12 protein-coding genes are annotated in these 17,038 nt (G+C 39.6%); 4 read left to right on the forward strand and 8 right to left on the reverse strand.

Annotated features, from left to right (window positions below):
• Positions 1-23 precede the first annotated feature (23 nt).
• From H6G75_RS24660 to H6G75_RS24675, 4 genes are all read right to left on the reverse strand, one after another.
• A complete protein-coding gene (locus H6G75_RS24660; protein WP_190982571.1) occupies positions 24-1,529 on the reverse strand; it encodes a carotenoid oxygenase family protein in 1,506 nt (501 codons plus the stop codon).
• Positions 1,530-1,756: 227 nt separating this feature from the next.
• Positions 1,757-3,160 carry a folate/biopterin family MFS transporter gene (locus H6G75_RS24665; protein WP_190982572.1) on the reverse strand — a complete coding sequence of 468 codons (1,404 nt, stop codon included), beginning with the start codon at positions 3,158-3,160 and terminating at the stop codon, positions 1,757-1,759.
• Positions 3,161-3,254: 94 nt separating this feature from the next.
• Positions 3,255-5,510: a CHASE2 domain-containing protein gene (locus H6G75_RS24670; protein ID WP_190982573.1), complete on the reverse strand. Its 2,256-nt coding sequence runs from the start codon at positions 5,508-5,510 to the stop codon at positions 3,255-3,257.
• Between the two features lie 249 nt (positions 5,511-5,759).
• Positions 5,760-6,503 carry a DUF928 domain-containing protein gene (locus H6G75_RS24675; RefSeq protein WP_190982574.1) on the reverse strand — a complete coding sequence of 248 codons (744 nt, stop codon included), beginning with the start codon at positions 6,501-6,503 and terminating at the stop codon, positions 5,760-5,762.
• Positions 6,504-6,776: 273 nt separating this feature from the next.
• Here H6G75_RS24675 and H6G75_RS24680 point away from each other — a divergent pair, with 273 nt between their 5' ends.
• The 4 genes from H6G75_RS24680 to H6G75_RS24695 all read left to right on the forward strand — a co-directional run bounded on the left by H6G75_RS24680 (position 6,777) and on the right by H6G75_RS24695 (position 12,965).
• Positions 6,777-7,802, forward strand: coding sequence for a Gfo/Idh/MocA family protein (locus tag H6G75_RS24680; protein WP_190982575.1), 1,026 nt, complete (start codon positions 6,777-6,779; stop codon positions 7,800-7,802).
• A gap of 119 nt (positions 7,803-7,921) precedes the next feature.
• Positions 7,922-8,407, forward strand: a complete 486-nt coding sequence (locus H6G75_RS24685) for an NADAR family protein (RefSeq protein ID WP_190982576.1) — start codon at positions 7,922-7,924, stop codon at positions 8,405-8,407.
• A 325-nt stretch (positions 8,408-8,732) separates the two neighbouring features.
• Positions 8,733-11,492, forward strand: a complete 2,760-nt coding sequence (locus H6G75_RS24690; protein ID WP_190982577.1) for a GAF domain-containing protein — start codon at positions 8,733-8,735, stop codon at positions 11,490-11,492.
• 702 nt (positions 11,493-12,194) lie between these two features.
• Complete coding sequence (locus H6G75_RS24695; protein ID WP_190982578.1) at positions 12,195-12,965, forward strand: hypothetical protein; 771 nt, start codon at positions 12,195-12,197, stop codon at positions 12,963-12,965.
• On the opposite strand, the gene H6G75_RS24700 is transcribed toward H6G75_RS24695, so the two are convergent.
• The 4 genes from H6G75_RS24700 to H6G75_RS24715 form a co-directional block, all read right to left on the reverse strand.
• Complete coding sequence (locus H6G75_RS24700) at positions 12,949-13,968, reverse strand: glutathione S-transferase family protein (RefSeq protein ID WP_190982579.1); 1,020 nt, start codon at positions 13,966-13,968, stop codon at positions 12,949-12,951. The genes H6G75_RS24695 and H6G75_RS24700 overlap by 17 nt on opposite strands.
• A gap of 109 nt (positions 13,969-14,077) precedes the next feature.
• Positions 14,078-14,659, reverse strand: a complete 582-nt coding sequence (locus tag H6G75_RS24705; protein WP_190982580.1) for a Uma2 family endonuclease — start codon at positions 14,657-14,659, stop codon at positions 14,078-14,080.
• 82 nt (positions 14,660-14,741) lie between these two features.
• Positions 14,742-15,770, reverse strand: a complete 1,029-nt coding sequence (obgE, locus tag H6G75_RS24710) for a GTPase ObgE (RefSeq protein ID WP_190982581.1) — start codon at positions 15,768-15,770, stop codon at positions 14,742-14,744.
• A 99-nt stretch (positions 15,771-15,869) separates the two neighbouring features.
• A complete protein-coding gene (locus H6G75_RS24715) occupies positions 15,870-16,529 on the reverse strand; it encodes a Mo-dependent nitrogenase C-terminal domain-containing protein (RefSeq protein ID WP_190982582.1) in 660 nt (219 codons plus the stop codon).
• Between the last annotated feature and the right edge of the window lie 509 nt (positions 16,530-17,038).

Genomic DNA, 17,038 nt, shown 5'->3' on the forward strand with positions numbered 1-17,038 from the left:
AGTGAAGAATCAATATTTATACGTCAGGGATCAATTGAACAGAAAACTTCGTCAGTAAAACTTCCATGTAATCCATAGGGGATATGATGCTTGAGATGGAGGCGAGCGATCGCACCTTTTTCTATATCCTTGGCATCTAAAATTACTACATCGGTACGGTTATACGTAGCATCATAAACCAAAGCTAACAGCCACCCGTCATCTTCTGTTTCTGCACCGGGACGGGGAACAAAAATTGGTTCACCCATAAAACCACGGGGTGCTGCACTCCAAAGTTGTCTTTCGCCTGTTTCTAGGTCTAATTTTAAAATGGCTTGTAAAGGAGCATTCCCACTTGGTGTATGAGCCGCACCTGTATATAGATATCGATAAGCGCGTCCTACCTTCGCGGGATGGATAGTCGGGAACTCACAACAACGTGCTTCTATTAACTTTCGTTCTACTGTTCCATCATTGAGGTTAATATAAAATCGCCAAAGTTGTCCTGGTTTAAGTGCTTCAAAATTAACTTGGCGAAAATCGCTTGCTGGTTCTACCTCTGGTAATGAGTCATAACAAATCGAGTCAATAAAAATTTCATCACCCATACCAAAAGCATTTACATGATGGAAAATAAACCCTGATGTGGTTTCTAAAATTTTGACCTCTGCTTGTCCTGGCTGAGGAAAGCGCGGAATCACAATAATTTTAGTGGGTTGGTTTGGTTGTACTTTAATACATTCCCCTGCACCACGCATTCCCAAAGCGAAGGGTATGGGATTAAAAGCCACAGGATTTTGAAAGAAGATGCAGTAATGAGGCGTAATTACAAAATCGTGAATAAAACAAAACCCTGGAACGCTATGGGCGTGTTTTCTGATAACTTCTCCGGCAAGGTTTAACTCAAAAATTGTAATTGAAGTAGACAGTCCCGGTTTAATTGAAAAATTGACTAAGCAAGGTTGACCACCATCTTGTTCACAACTAGGGTCAATTCGAGGATGGGCGCTAAAGGCTTCACCTTCTGATAATGTACCCTTGAGATAATCTTTCCCTAATGTTTCTAAGGTGTCAGGGTCGAGGCGATAGGGTTCAGCGGCTTCCCACAAGGCTAGGAGTTTATCACCTAAATAAATAACGTTGGTGTTAGCAATATGTTTAATTTTAAAGTCGAAGATATTAGCCAGCCAACCACCGGGTTTTTGGGTACCAAATACACCGCGATAAAGAATTTTTCTGGCTTTTTGTTCTGCTAAATAACCTTCGGTGCGGACAAAGCGGTTGCGAAAATGAGCGCGGCCGTTAGTAAAGGTGATGCGGCTAATCATCCCATCGCCATCAAAAGGATGATGAATACGTTGTCCGTTGATATCAAGTAAACCAGGGCCGTTTCTAAACAGTGTACCTTCTAGTTCTGAAGGGATTTGTCCTTCTATATTATCAATCCAATAGTCATATTCTTGGGTGAGAGATTCATATCCTCCTTGCCAATCTTCACGGGTGTAGGATTTTTCTAAAGTTGGTGTTTGTTGGTTTGTTAAATTCTGCATGGTTTGATTGATTTCGCACAGAGACACAGAGAAGCAAAGATTAAGAGGATATTTGAACAGTCCTCTTGTGATTAGCAAAACATTTTAGATACTCATAAATCTCCCTTCAAAAGTGAGACTTTGATGTCTGCAAAAAGGGATATCAATAAGTTTGTAAAATCAAAGTACAGTTGTTTTCAAATCCATCAAGGTTTATTTATGTCTTTGCTGGTTTGATGAAAATCACTTTATTCAATAACTTTTGATTCTTCTTCTTGAAGTATTAAATTTTGAATGAATGGTTCGCTGCTAGTTGGTAAGCTTTGGGGTTGGGTGTCATCTTTTGGTAGCCAATTGAGAAATACCAGTGGTAATAAGGTGCTGAGATTGGTGATAGTTACCAAAATCCACAGTGAGTCAAAGTTACTCTCGGTAATACCTAGCCAGTGCATAATGATGGCTCCAAATTCATAAGAGACCATACCAGCTAAGTTAAATACAGACATTAATAAGGCAAATAAGGTGGCTTCTACTCCAGGGGGGCAAAGTCTGGCGGCTAATACCAAAACTGGCATATAGGCAATTTGTCCCATCACAGTGAGGATGAGGCTGTCTCCCAAACTAAACCAGTGGTCATCTATACCTAAAGTCCGGTTGGTGTGAGTTACCAACAGCAACATTGTCATACCTAAAGCTGCTGAAATTACGGTACTCCAACCAAATATGAGCCGGAATGAAACACTTTTGAGAAAGCGTTGAAAAATCCAAATGCCTAATAAAGAGGCGAGACTTGTAACTAGGCGGACTCTGCCTAAAAATTCTGGTTCAAAGTGGAGTTCGTTGGTACTGAAGTAGAAAAAAGCTGATTCGGCGGTTGGAGTAGCTTGCAAAATAAAGACGAAAGCTGCTGGTAGCCAAATTGTTTTTTGGCTGACTGCTTGGCGTAGTTGTTTAAGTTGATGTTTAATACTTAGGTCTTGAGTGTTACTAGTATCGTTAGTTTCTTGATTAATGGGAGACTCAGCAATAAACCAAGCAGCCACAGACACAATTAACGGAAAAGAAGCGGTAATAAAGAATACTGTGCGGGTGGTGAAATGTTCGAGCAAGATACCACTAAAGTATGCTGTGACTAAACCCCCAACAGCCGATGCACCCCAACATAAAGATTGTAGTGAGCCTGCATCTGCTTGGGATTCGACTCTGGCTCGTTCGACAACCAGGGAATCGACTATGACATCACTGACTGCTACAGCCAGGGAACTGAGGGCGATCGCAGCTGTTGCCGCCCAGCTACTATGAACTATTGTGGCCATACTCACCCAAGCAATAGCACCCAATATCCCAGACAATACTAAATATGGGCGGCGACGATAACCAAAAATCGGCAAGCCATCAGACATAAAGCCAAATAGCGGCTTAATCATCCAAGGTAAGGCAACAACACCAAATAATGCTGATACCTGCGCTGGACTCAGCATTAATTCATCCTTGAGGAAAAAGCTAACAGCTAAACGCGCCAGTCCTAAAATCCCTTGGACAAAGTAAACGCTAAGAATAGCAATTAACTCGGCACTGGGTTCATGGCCGAAGAAGATTTTTTCAGTTATCGAGTCTTTGACCTTGGACAAGCCAGACGAGTCAATGAGCATTTGATAAATATTTTTTAAGTTTTGTCTACTTTTCTATAATATCGATTTCTTATGAAGTGTGAAATCTGAAGTATGAAGTGTGAAATGAAATCTTTTAGCCTCCTGTCTCTTGCCTCCGGTTGGTGAGCGTAGCCGAACCACTGCCTTCTGCCTCCAAAACTGCGATCGCTTTTGGTGGTACAGATGTAAAGCGAATTGTCACCAGATGTTCGTCAAGGTCAGATTTTTTCATGACTTTGGCATAGATAAATTCTTCTGTGGTGAGTTCGGTATTAAGTAATTTCAGTTTCAGGTTATTTAAGACTTCTAAGGAATTGAGCGATCGCATCTGTGCAATCTTTTCGGAAAGGCTAATCAATTCCCCCGTAAATGCTGTGCCAACTGCTTGTTTGCCTTGCAAAATTGTATACTCTACTAAAACTGGCTGCTTGAGAGTGACCATCCCTTCATCTTCTTGGGGCAGAAACAAATTATATTGCCCACCAACACCACGAACTTCGTAAATAGTGATTGCTTCTCTGATGCCTTTAGGCTGGATTTGCATTTGGCTGCCAATGTTTAGTTCAATTTCGGCATCTTTGAGGGTATTTTCTGAAATTAAAACTTGTCCCCCTACGGTATAAGTTTCTATACGGGCAGCTAAGTTAACATGGCTACCGATAACTGTATATTGAGCGCGTTTTTGGGAACCGATATTACCTGCAACAACTTCACCTGTATTAATTCCGATACCCATTTCCAGAATCGGGAGATTCATTTTTTTATTATGTTCATTGACTTGCTCCATTGCTAATTGCATGGCAATAGCACAAGCGATCGCTCTTTGAGAATCATCAGGACGATTCACAGGCGCACCAAACATCACAAAGATACCGTCACCCATAAACTCATTAATCGTACCTTTATATTGATTAATCACCTCGGTCATAGTTCCTAAGTAAAAATTCAGAATTGTTACAACTTCTTCAGGTAACAATTGTTCTGACATAGCAGAAAAGCCACGTAAGTCAGAAAATAGCAGTGTGACTTTGCGGCGATCGCCACCGATGGTTAAGCCGGTAGGATTTTCCAGTAAATTAGCCACTACCTCATCAGTCAGGTAGCGCCCAAAGGTTTTCCGCATTCCATTGGCGGTTTCTGCAATGTAGTAGGTAACTGCGATCGCTGAACCAGCTAATGCTAAAAATGGCGGTACAACCGGAATCCACCAACCAGCTAAAAAAGCGACAAAACTCGTACCGACTAAAGTACCAGTAGTTAACACCACATTAATAGGTAAGCGGATTTTTTGATGACTGCTGTGGCGTTGTACCCAACATAAAGTTGCACCTGCGATCGACCAACTCAAAATCCACAAATATTCTAAAGGCTCAGGGAAACTTTGAATTTGTGGACGACCATCAAGAGCTGCACTCAAAATTTGACTAATTAAATTTGCATGAATCGTCACACCAGCCATACGCTCTGGTATGGCAAACACAGTACTACTATATGGCGTATAAAATAAATCTTTTAAACTTTCAGCAGTTGCGCCAATTAGTACCACTTTATCCCGCAGCAAATCGGCTGGAATCTGATTGGTTTGGATTTGAGTTAAAGAAATTCTCGGAAACTTCTGTATTCGTCCTCGATAGTTGAGCAACACTTGATAACTGCCAGCATTTGCCCGAATATAACTGCCATCATTAGCTTCAAAAATAGGAAAAATACCTTTACCTAACTGTAAATAGTTTGGGTTATGGGCTGATGGTTGCTCGGTAATCCCTTCAGGCTTTAAATATAACAAAGCCAGTTTCAGAGCAAAGCTTTCTAAAACTTCGTCATTTTTTAAATTAACGTAGAGCAATCCGCGTCTAATTCTGCCATCAATATCTATCGGTAAATCATTTGACCCAATTTGATGCTGTTGCTTCAATACAGGCGACGCATTCACAGCAGAACTATCAATAGTATCAGAAACTTTTTGGACTCCAATAATATTAGGTGTCGATTTAAATACTTTAACTAAATCTTGATGACCAGGATTAACTGGTAAATCACGATAAATATCTAAACCAATCGCCCTGGGTTTTTGTTGCTTGATTTTCTCTAACACACTAGCCAAAGCAGCATCAGTCATTGGCCATTGTGTTTGCCGACGGATATCTGCTTCATTAATATCGACAATCACAATGCGGCTATCAAATGGTTCTGAAGGACGCATTTGGAAAAAATTATCCAAAGCTACTAATTCTAATAGTTGCAACCAGCCCATCAACCTTAAGCCAATCACTAAGGCTGTCATGCTGGGAACAGCAAATAGAACACCCCGCCATTGCCAAATTCGCGGCTTAAGTTTTGACCACATCATAATTTTAGGTACTGGGTATAGCAAATTCGTATTTCATTCAATTCGCACGTCCCAGTTACCTATCCGTATTCTTTGTTACCTATTTACTGATCAAATAGAATGCAGGAGTCAGAATTCATTCTGTGTGCAACCTTAGATAAACTACCAACTTGAAAATTTGGGTGTCTTAAATTAGTAGCAGTTCTTCCTCACTAGTTGCTTCTGGATTCTGAATTATGACTACTTAATTCTTCTTTAGTCACTCTTACATCACTCAACAAATTGCTCAGAAGCCAGTGCATTTAAATTCACTGATTTCAATAATGTCCACCAATCAATTCTGGCTCGGATATTTTTCGGATCACTGCGGCGTAACTGTGCTGAAGTCGCTAGTGCTTCATACCAAATCCCAGCTTCAGCGTAAAGGCTAGGTAATTTGCGAGGTTGCGCCTTGGCTAAGGCTGCTGATAATGAAGCTTCTGCTTCAGTGCGTTCTACCCAACCATCTACCCAAGGATTTGTGCTGGCATCTTGAGCGTTGCACACAACAGTAAAATACCAATGGTATGTTTTTCCTACTGCCAATTCTGGGGCAGTCTTAGGTAAGTTAAAACTGATAATTCCAGGTTTATTTGGCAGCTTCAAGGTTGTTTCGTAAACAGAGTTCTCATCTTTATCAGTTAAAAGCACAAACTTGGCTGTTTTGACTGAAGATTCGGGTACAAACACAAAAAATGTTGGACGTTCAGCTAATGTCAAACCTAGTTTATTTGGAGGTAAGAGCGGGACTATTTGTTTCTTGCCTTTTAAACAACTAGAACCGCGAGTTGAACCACCAGAACTTGCAGGTGGATCTCCGCGCTTTGGTGGCTTAAATGCTTGGCTAATTTGCCATCCTTGCTTTTTCGAGAAAGATTCAGCCTTTACCTGTGCTGTGAAGTTATCTATTGGCAGAACATCTACGCACAGTATGGACAAGACGGCAAAATATACGGATGACTTAATCCATTTCATATTGATGATATTGCTTTAGTTTGAGATTTACCAAAACTGATAAATTTTTTCGTACTGGCTTGTTCCAGTAATTCAGGCATACCTTGGCAGTCAGCTAAATTTAAGTTTTCCCAAAAATTACCTCAGAGTTTGCACTCACCAAAAATTACTGTCATGAATTTGTATAAATAAATACATAAAAAATTTATAATAAACAAGAAATTTGGCATCTTTACTGTTGACGATCGCATTTTTAACGCTGACTATTGACTATTCACTTTTGACGATTAACCAATGATTAAAATCGCAGTTATTGGGGTTGGGCGTTGGGGAGTACATTTACTGCGGAATTTTTTAGCACATCCCCAAGTAAGTGTGGTAGCAGTATTAGATCCTCATGCTGAAAGATTAACAGCAGTCAAACAGCAATTTAATTTGGATGAGAATGTATTATTAACAACTCAATGGTCTGCTTTGCAGGAAATATCAGATTTAGCCGCAGTTGCGATCGCCACACCAGCCACAACTCACTATCATTTAATCAAAGATGCTCTCCAGCAGGGATACCATGTTTTAGCTGAAAAGCCTTTAACTTTAGACCCCAAGGAATCTGAGGAACTGTGCTATTTAGCAGAGTTACAAAAGTTAATCTTGATGGTTGACCATACTTATTTATTTCACCCAGCCGTTACAGCGGGAAAAGCGGTAGTGGAGGCGAATAAATTGGGTGAATTACGTTATGGTTATGCTTCTCGCACCCACTTGGGGCCAGTCCGCCAAGATGTTGATGCGCTGTGGGACTTAGCAATTCATGATATTGCGATTTTTAACAATTGGCTGGGACAAGTACCTGTAAAAGTGCAAGCAACAGGGACAGTTTGGTTACAAACAGCAGAAAACTCACCATCTGATTTGGCAGATTTAGTTTGGGTAACGCTGACCTACCCGAATAACTTTCAAGCATACATACATTTGTGCTGGCTAAACCCTGATAAACAAAGGCGTTTGGCTGTAGTGGGTAGTCTGGGTAGTTTAATTTTTGATGAAATGTCACCGAATGCCTTATTGACTTTATTACATGGTGAATTTGAACGCCAAGGAAATCTTTTTATTCCGGTGAATCAAAGCCGAGAAGTGATTGAACTAAATCCAGGTGAACCTTTACAACAAGTGTGCGATCGCTTTATTCAATCTATAATCCAGGATCAACCGCCGCTTGTGTCATCAGGTTGGGTAGGTACAAACTTAGTCAAAATTCTGGCAGCTTTAACTACATCTCTCACTCAAGGTGGAAAACCTGTTTTTTTAACCGATATTTAAAATTTTCTGAAAATCTCTCTACTCAGATCCCCGACTTTTTGAGGTAGTTGGGGATCTTGATTTTTCAAGAAAGTTTTAGGACTGCTATAGATTGAATATATATGAACATAAATTTTCAAATGACTATTTACTTTTACAAAGTTTGGCAGCCTTACGGCTGTTTTTCTAACTTTTCCTCCCATCCCATCCAAATCCAAGGTACTTATTGGTCAACAGTTGAGCATTATTATCAAGCCCAAAAGTTTGTAGGTAGCAAAGATGCAGCAATTATACCTGTGATTCATGCTGCTGCCACACCAGAAGAAGCCGCAGCCTTGGGGCGTTGTAGTTCCAGGACAGTACGTTTAGATTGGGATTTGGTGAAAACTCAAGTTATGCGGGAAGCAGTACTCAAAAAATTTCTTACCCATAATGATATTCGAGAAGTTTTACTAGCCACAGGCGATGAGACGATTGTGGAAAATTCTCCTACTGACTATTTTTGGGGTTGTGGTCAAGATAAAACTGGTCATAACCATCTAGGTAAAATTCTGATGAACGTACGCGAAGAAATTCGTCACTTACGCCTTTACACCGTAATTACCAGGGATTGTCGCCAAGATTAGATACACATAAAAGTATCGGAGTACTGAAAGGGGGAATGCTGACATTCCCTAAATCAACAAAATTGAGAGACTATTTCACTAAATTTACTTAATTGAGACGATTAAAAATTAAAAAATTATAAAAAAAATTAGATTCATCGAGACAATTTTGGAATTGCTTGATTTACATAATCCTACCGAATACATCATTTTGTAGTAGGTATAAAATTAGTTGACAATTAATATTTTCTCGTTGTTATTAAAAGTCAAAGATAGAAATGGCGGCTCTGGGTATAGCAGCACTTTTCTAACATAGTTTAATTATTTTTTATAGGTTTAGTAGGCAATGGAATATACTGATAACCCAAGCGGTTCGCAGCCTCCCTTTGGTCAAGAGGGTTTATTACACCGGATAATTAACCGGATTAGGCGATCGCTGGAACTGGCAGATATTTTAACAGCTACCGTTGCCGAAATCCGTTTGTTTTTGGCTACAGACCGAGTGATGATATATCGGTTTGATGCTGATGGTAGTGGTGAAGTTATTGCTGAATCTCTGACTGATCAAGTACTACCATCCTTAATTGGGTTGCACTTTCCATCTGCCGATATTCCTCTGGAAAGTAGAAAAATGCTGTTATCAGGACAGCCACGGATAATTGTGGATGTATCGAAGGGCAAATTAGGGTTATCTTTGCCAGCGCCCACAGCTAAAGAAGAACTTCTAGAAAGCGAAAATATCTACGATCAAAAAGTAGACCCCTGTCACATTCAATATTTAACAGCAATGGGGGTGCAGTCTTCGCTAGTGGTGCCAATTTTACATAGCGAAGTTCAAGGTGATTCTCTCAAACCAATGCTTTGGGGGCTATTGGTAGCACACCACAGTCAACCACGAGAAATTGCGCCAGCAGAACTGATTCTAGTCCAGCAAGTTGTTGATCAAGTAGCGATCGCTATTGCTCAAAGTAATCTTTATAGCCAAACTTTAGCAAGACAAAAGCGAGAAGAGACGATTAATCGTGTTACGACCCTACTGCATCAATTACCAAAACTAGAATTACAGTCTGCTTTGGAAGAAACGATCACAGCCTTAGATGGTATAGGTGGCCGCCTTTACATTGAACCAACCACAGAAGTTTACACCTTTGGCGAACAACCAACAATTCCATTCGAGTTAGAAACTAGCATCATCGAACAACATCCTGTTTGGCAAAAATGGATGGATGAATGCAAACAAGGTCAAATTTGGATGACCACCAATCTTTACCATGAAGCACATTTGCGTGTTTTGGTATTTGCGTTTCAGTTAACCCAAATTCGGGGTATGTTAGTCATACCTCTGCATTATCGCCAAAAATTCATTGGTGTGTTGAGTGTGTTTCGCCCAGAATTCAACACCGAAATCTTGTGGGCTGGACGACGCGAACAAAATCCCCAACAACAATTACCACAAATTTCTTTTGATGTGTGGCGAGAAGAAAAAAAAGGACAAGCGATCGCTTGGACAGATGAAGAAATTTCTCTTGCTCAGGCTTTGTCTCATAGCTTTTCGATTGCTATTCAGCAACAACAAATGTACCAAGAAGTACAAACACTCAATGCCAATTTAGAACTGTGGGTACAAGAGAAAACGGCGGAATTAGAAAAATCCTTATTGTTTACTAAGGTAATTAAACAAGTTTCTGAACAAATTCGCCGTTCATTAGATTTGAAAACTACTTTACAAACTATTGTTCATGAAGTCCGTTCACTGCTTAATTCTGACAGGGTTCTGATTTATCAAAAAACTGATGAATCTGAGGGTCAGGTAATTGTTGAAGAAATCAACGGATCTTGGTTATCAACTTTGGGAATTCCCACACCAGCAGGCTGTATCCCCGATGAATCAACAGTTTTATTATCACAAGGTAAAGTTAAAGCTATTAATAATGTCAATACAGCTTCTATAAGTGATTGTCACCGAGATTTTTTACAGAGTATACAAGTACAAGCTAATTTAGTTGTTCCCATCAATATTGGTTTGCAACTTTGGGGTTTGCTGATTGTGCATCAGTGTGCCAAGTCCAGAGATTGGCAAGATACAGAAATAAATTTACTACAACAGTTGGCAGATCAAGCTGCGATCGCAATTCAGCAAGCTCAACTTTATGAACAAAGTTGTCTATCTGAAGCCGAAGCCAGAGCAAAAGCTACACAATTAGAACAAACTTTACTAGAACTGCAAGCAGCACAAACGCAATTAATTCAAACTGAAAAAATGTCCAGTTTGGGTCAGCTAGTAGCAGGTGTAGCCCACGAAATTAACAACCCAGTTAACTTTATCTACGGTAACTTACACTATGCAAATCGGTATACTCAAGACTTGTTAAAAATGATCGAGCTTTATCAACTGCACTATCCTCAACCTCATGCTGAGATTATTTCCACTGCTAGAAGCATTGACTTAGAATTTTTGGCGGATGATTTACCAAAAATGATTTCTTCCATGCAAGTTGGAGCCGATCGCATTCGTTCTATTGTCTTATCTTTACGCAACTTTTCCCGCTTAGATGAAGCCGAAAATAAACCAGTTGACTTACATGAAGGTATAGATAATACTTTATTAATTTTGCAACATCGTCTGAAATCAACTACTAATTTTACAGGCATTGATGTTCTTAAAGATTATGGTGATTTACCATTGATAGAATGTTATGCAGGACAAATCAATCAAGTCTTTATGAACATTCTGACAAATGCTATTGATGTCTTGGAGAATCAAGGAGATTTAGCCCAGGAAAAATTTCAGCTTCCTAAGCCAAAGATTTCAATTTCTACTAGACTAGCTAATGACACATCACGCATATTAATTCGCATCGCAGATAATGGGCCAGGAATGACAGAAGATGTCAGAAAACGCATTTTTGATCCATTTTTCACCACCAAAGCAGTAGGTAAAGGTACAGGTTTGGGCTTGGCAATTAGTTACCAAATTATTGTTGAAAAACATGGTGGAATGATGGATTGTATTTCTGAAATAGGTAAAGGAACAGAGTTTTGGATTGAGATTCCAATTCGATTGTTGCATCATATCAATAATAGAGAAAAGCAGGCTGTAGAATAGACCTAGAGATGGATTTACAATAGCTGATGAGTTTTTACTTTTCTCCATAAAGTGTAATAACAATAAAAATATTCTTAACATTTGTGTTATTTTGAAAACAAAAAATCACAAGTCATTTTATTCGGGTCAACCCAATATTTATCAGTAATGACTTCTGACTGTTCAGCTAGATATTCTCCTGTTCAAAGTAAAGTTTAATTGCATAAATATCCATACTAATCTACTGAATGTTACTCTAATAAATAAAGCTAATTAGGCTTTCCTGGCAGATAAAACAGCTAGATTGCAATAAAAGAAGAGGTAAAACGCTGTTGAATTTATGTCTGTCTCGTACAAACCCAACAACACCCAACGCGATCGCTGATATTTCCTCAAATATTGAAAATCAGGGGGCGCTGTAAACTGGTTTTCATTGCTTGTTTTAAGTGGTGAAAGACGTTGCATCCCTGTCTAGAAGAAACAAGAGGAGGAAATAATCTTAGCTAGTAGATGCTTGGGTGTTGTTGTATTTAGGTAAATCAGTGTAAGCTAGTAGCCAGCTAATTGCAGTAAAATGTAGAATCCAGAATTCAGCAGTAAGTTATTGAGTGGGGGTTGTGCAACTTCTTCAGATTCATAACTTCTGTAAGCTCAAATGGCAATTCGCCTAGCAAATTCTGAATTCTATGGAAATAAACAGTTAAATAATTCAAATAGCGCCTTATGTCAATTATTGCGCTCAGAGCATGGTATCTTCAAGATTACGAACCGATTGCACAACTGGAAAAACGCCCAGCAGATATTCGTCTCAGTAAAAAAAGTCTACTGCGTTCGGCTTTGCGAGCAGACTTTTTAGAAGATAGTGATGACGTGAAAAAATCTGTGTGGTTTGAGCGTTATTTAGAAGGGGAAAATATTGAATTTTATATTGAAGGTAGCGGTGGTTATTGTGTAGCTAATATTGACTTGATTAGTCATGAAATTTATTTCACCAAACAAGCATTGTTAGCGCAATTAGATCCAACCATTTTTTTCTGCTATCAAACTGAGTATAGTGCAGCCAGTGAAGCCTTGCGCGAGGGATTGCAAAAAAGCTTGGAAATTTTGAATCTGCGATCGCGTCTACCTTTAACATTAGTAGAATCCTATAGACCGAGTGATGGCATTCTGCGCTTAAATAAAGCCATGATGCGAAAAATCCGCAAGAGTTTATTGTTTATAGCCGACACTACAGCCATCGCCAGCATTGATAGCCAAGAAAATCAGCAATTAATTCCTAGTCCCAATGTTTGCGTAGAAATTGGCTATGCAATTCAAAGTAAACGCTCTGAGCAAATTTTGTTAGCACACATGCAGCGCCCAGATTTAGAAGGTAAAATTCCTTTTGATTTACCAACACAACAAATTCTGCAATTCAAAAATAGTACCGAACTCAATAAAATTATTATTAAAGCCTTAGAAGTTCAGTTAGCAAGATTTAAGTTATTTTACTAAAACGCCCATGTGGTTTTAACATAAATGCCATATCAGGGCCAGTCGGCACAATTCCACCAGGGTTAAGCGGGAAAAGATTGCCATAATAGTCTTGCTTGACACTTTCTAAATCACAAGTTCCAGCCACACCTGGTAACTGATATAAGTCGCGTAAGTAGCCTCCCAAATTGGGATAGTCTTGAATGCGGTGGCGGTTACACTTAAACAATCCATAGTACACAATGTCAAAGCGAAATAGCGTTGTAAACAAACGTACATCCGCTAAAGTGACATTGTTACCACAAAGATATCGGCTATTATTCAACGCTGCATCAATTTCATCCAATGTATCGAATAATTGATCACAAGCTTGGTTGTATGCAGCTTGAGTTTGAGCAAAACCACAGCGATAAACGCCATTATTAATATTTGTGTAAATCTTTTGATTCCACCAGTCAATTTTTTCTTTGAGTTCGTCTGGGTAGAGATTGAGTGTGGGATTTGTCGCCAACTGATTAAATTCTGAGTTCAGAATGACTATAATTTCCGCACTTTCGTTATTGACAATGGTTTTGGTTTGTTTGTCCCATAAAACTGGAACTGTACAGCGCCCAGTGTAACCAGGTAGGGCAAGCTGATACAATTGGGCGAGAGTTTGACAACCTTCATCTTCGCTCGTAAATACCCAACCCCCAGACTCCGCCGAAGGTTCAACTGTTACGACTGAGATCACATCTTCCAACCCTTTGAGCGCCCTGACAACTAGTGTGCGATGCGCCCAAGGACAACCCAAGCCAACATAAAGTTTATAACGTCCTGCTGCTGGTTGGTAAATGTTACCTTCAGCTTGACTCACAACACTTCTAAACTGACTGTCGGGACGAATATATTCCCCTGATTGACTGCGGGGGGCGAGTCGGGACATCATAATATGCCAAAGAGTCGTCCAGACAAACTTACCTAAACCAATAATGAGCTTTGGCGGTAGAGATTTGCCTTTTTTCTTAATTTTGGTGTCAGTCATAGTTGAGTAGAAACCGATGTCTAGGACAAGCTACTAATTGCGTCTACGCATTTATGCTCAATTACAACTCTAACGCTCTTTCTCTTCTCTGAGCCTTTGTGTGAGGTTTTTACTCCTCTACACTAAAATCTACCTTATCGTAAATATCCCCCAGCAAAACCTGACAAGGAATAGAAGATAAATTCAACAGCAGATTTGCATCTTCATATTCAGAAAATATCCACTTATTATTATCGGTTTTGTAATACTGCTCAACGTGGATTTTATATTGGTCAATCAGAATATATTCTTGAAAACTAGGAATTGTCCGATAAGCAGCAAACTTTTCGTCGCGGTCATAACTTTTAGTAGATTTTGATAACACCTCAGCAATAAACACTGGGTTAATTAAAGTATCCCTTCTTCCTTCTTGATATTCCAAAGGAGTTTTCACTACCGATACATCAGGATAAGTAAGGATACGTTTCTGAGGTATCCATATACGCTGGTCACTAGAATACACTTCGTAATGCAGACGCTTGATAGCGTAAAGGATTGCGGCATACAAATTACCAGCAAGTTTATTATGATTTGGTGTTCCACCTGGCATAAGAATAATTTGCCCGTCAATATATTCGTGCTTTTCCTCTGAATTAACCTCAAATTCTAAATATTCTTCAGGCGAATAGTAGCGTTGTTCTTGTAACTGCATAACTACGAAAATAATGAGTAATTAACCGCAGATAAACACAAATAATTTATCTGGGTATATTTATTGTTTATTTTAAGTTAACTCAACTCAACACTTGCTCGGCTTCAATAGCATTAATTTGGTCAATAACATTCCAAACTTCTTGTAACATTGGCTCTAAACCAGTACGAGTGACCGCAGAAATCAAGAAAACTGGAGCATAAGCAAGGTGATTTAATTGAGTAGCCAACGCATCTAGATCAACTTCTTCTCTATCAACTGCGTCAATTTTATTCAGTGCTAAAATTTGCGGACGCTCTGCTAAACCGCGTCCATAAGCTTGCAATTCTTGTTGAATAGTATTGTAATCTCTGATGACATCATCACTAGTTGCGTCAATTAAATGCAATAGTACCCTTGTGCGTTCAATGTGACGTAAAAAATCATGTCCCAAACCTGCACCTTGGGCTGCACCTTCAATTAGTCCAGGAATGTCAGCAAAAACTGTACCATCACCCGTGGGTTTCCGCACGACACCCAAATTTGGTATCAGAGTGGTGAAAGGATAATCAGCAATTTTGGGTCTAGCTGCTGATAATGAGGAAATCAAAGTCGATTTACCAGCATTTGGTAAACCAATAATTCCAACTTCTGCTAATAGTTTTAACTCCAAACGGAGAGACTTTTTTTCTCCTTCTAAACCAGGGAGGGCGTATTCTGGGGCGCGGTTGCGGTTACTTAAAAAATGTTGATTGCCTAGTCCACCTTTACCGCCTTCAGCAATAATTAAAGTTTGTTCTGGTGCAATTAAATCGCCGATGATTTCATCAGTTTCCGCATCATAAATCACTGTACCGCAGGGAACTTCGATGATTAAATCTTTCCCGGATGCGCCAGTACGGTTATTAGGGCCGCCTCGACCACCATTTTCTGCCTTAAATAGATGGTTATATCTAAAGTCCAGGAGGGTTTGGAGGTTTTCTACGGACTGGAATATCACAGAACCGCCGCGTCCGCCATTTCCACCAGAGGGGCCGCCAGCCGGCACATATTTTTCTCTGCGGAAAGCGACAATACCATCGCCACCTTTACCTGCTTCAACTTCAATTGCTACTTGATCAATGAATTGCATATTTCTACAGTGCTGAGTTGTGAGTTCTAAATTATAAGTTTTTTAATCAATGCTTTATCTTTATTCTCTACTTTTAACTCAACACTCAGCACTCAGCACTCAAATATATGGCGTAACATCCTCGCCGCATTCATCTGCTAAATAGGAGAGGGAGCGGAAACGTAAACCAACTAGTTGTTCATAAAGTGGATTAATCTTACACAAGGGTGGAATGTGGACAATTTTACGCCCAAATAAGGTGACATCTCGTTCAAAAGGACATTGAGAGGGAATCATTTTACATAAAAAGCGGGCAACTCTGGGGTCTTGAACATCTAGCCCATCTAACCAGTCGCGTAGTGAGTCGAGTGGTAAGTGGGGTGGCGCTTTGGATGAGACTAGCGGATCTTGAATTTCTAAGGTATGGCGCAAGGCCTCAATAATATCTTCTGGTAGTTCTAAAACTTGGCAAAATTGATGTAATACTTGATCTTCGCTAGGAGAATATGTACCATCAGCGATCGCTACCATCACTGCTGTACGTAAAAAATTTTCGGCTGCTGGTGTACCTTTACCCAAGGCGGCGGCTAAGTCTTCTGGTGTAATTACCTCTAAAGACTCCCATTTTAGGCTCGGTGCTAATTCTTCTTTGGTCAGACTTGCAATAAACTGCTGTTCATGGTCATCAAAGTTGCCATCTGCCCAAGCAATGGTTAGCAGCCCACGCAACCAAGCGGCTATTTGTTCACTACTGTATGGGGATTGTACAACACTAGTCATACATTTACTCCTCAAGCTTCTTTCAGTGATTACTAGGCTAACTTGAAGGTAACTGATTGCACAGTTAACTCACAGGCTTTTAAGATTTGCTGTTTTGTTAACTACAAGTAAAGTGCGATCGCTTCCTGATCACATTGCAAGTTAAACTACTCTTAAAATAATCTTGAGAATTTTTATACTTAAATTTGTAATAGGATAATTAATCTAGGTAGGGGAGGTACTGGGCAATTGTTAACTTGTGACTTTTGAATACTGCTCACAGCACACTCAAATAGTCAAGTATTAAACATAGACTATTGAGAATAGATATCAAATATGTAGAAATTCATCAATTAGGTCAGCAGACACCCACCTCAAACAGCATCAGCAAGGGTTGTTCAACAATATTCCCAAAACAGCCCTAAATGATTTATCAACATCTCTCTACCTTGTCTACCCTCTCCTCCCTTGTCTCCCTTGTCCACATATCAAACATGACTGCTATATATAGCCGAACACATAATTAGCAA

The organism is Nostoc sp. FACHB-280 (assembly GCF_014697615.1).
Taxonomy (GTDB): domain Bacteria; phylum Cyanobacteriota; class Cyanobacteriia; order Cyanobacteriales; family Nostocaceae; genus Nostoc_B.

Excerpts from the sequence above, each read along its gene's own strand:
- H6G75_RS24660 (WP_190982571.1), bottom strand. The coding sequence starts at position 1,529 with ATGCAGAATTTAACAAACCAACAAACACCAACTTTAGAAAAATCCTAC.
- H6G75_RS24665 (WP_190982572.1), bottom strand. The coding sequence starts at position 3,160 with ATGCTCATTGACTCGTCTGGCTTGTCCAAGGTCAAAGACTCGATAACT.
- H6G75_RS24670 (WP_190982573.1), bottom strand. The coding sequence starts at position 5,510 with ATGATGTGGTCAAAACTTAAGCCGCGAATTTGGCAATGGCGGGGTGTT.
- H6G75_RS24675 (WP_190982574.1), bottom strand. The coding sequence starts at position 6,503 with ATGAAATGGATTAAGTCATCCGTATATTTTGCCGTCTTGTCCATACTG.
- H6G75_RS24680 (WP_190982575.1), top strand. The coding sequence starts at position 6,777 with ATGATTAAAATCGCAGTTATTGGGGTTGGGCGTTGGGGAGTACATTTA.
- H6G75_RS24685 (WP_190982576.1), top strand. The coding sequence starts at position 7,922 with ATGACTATTTACTTTTACAAAGTTTGGCAGCCTTACGGCTGTTTTTCT.
- H6G75_RS24690 (WP_190982577.1), top strand. The coding sequence starts at position 8,733 with ATGGAATATACTGATAACCCAAGCGGTTCGCAGCCTCCCTTTGGTCAA.
- H6G75_RS24695 (WP_190982578.1), top strand. The coding sequence starts at position 12,195 with ATGTCAATTATTGCGCTCAGAGCATGGTATCTTCAAGATTACGAACCG.
- H6G75_RS24700 (WP_190982579.1), bottom strand. The coding sequence starts at position 13,968 with ATGACTGACACCAAAATTAAGAAAAAAGGCAAATCTCTACCGCCAAAG.
- H6G75_RS24705 (WP_190982580.1), bottom strand. The coding sequence starts at position 14,659 with ATGCAGTTACAAGAACAACGCTACTATTCGCCTGAAGAATATTTAGAA.
- obgE (WP_190982581.1), bottom strand. The coding sequence starts at position 15,770 with ATGCAATTCATTGATCAAGTAGCAATTGAAGTTGAAGCAGGTAAAGGT.
- H6G75_RS24715 (WP_190982582.1), bottom strand. The coding sequence starts at position 16,529 with ATGACTAGTGTTGTACAATCCCCATACAGTAGTGAACAAATAGCCGCT.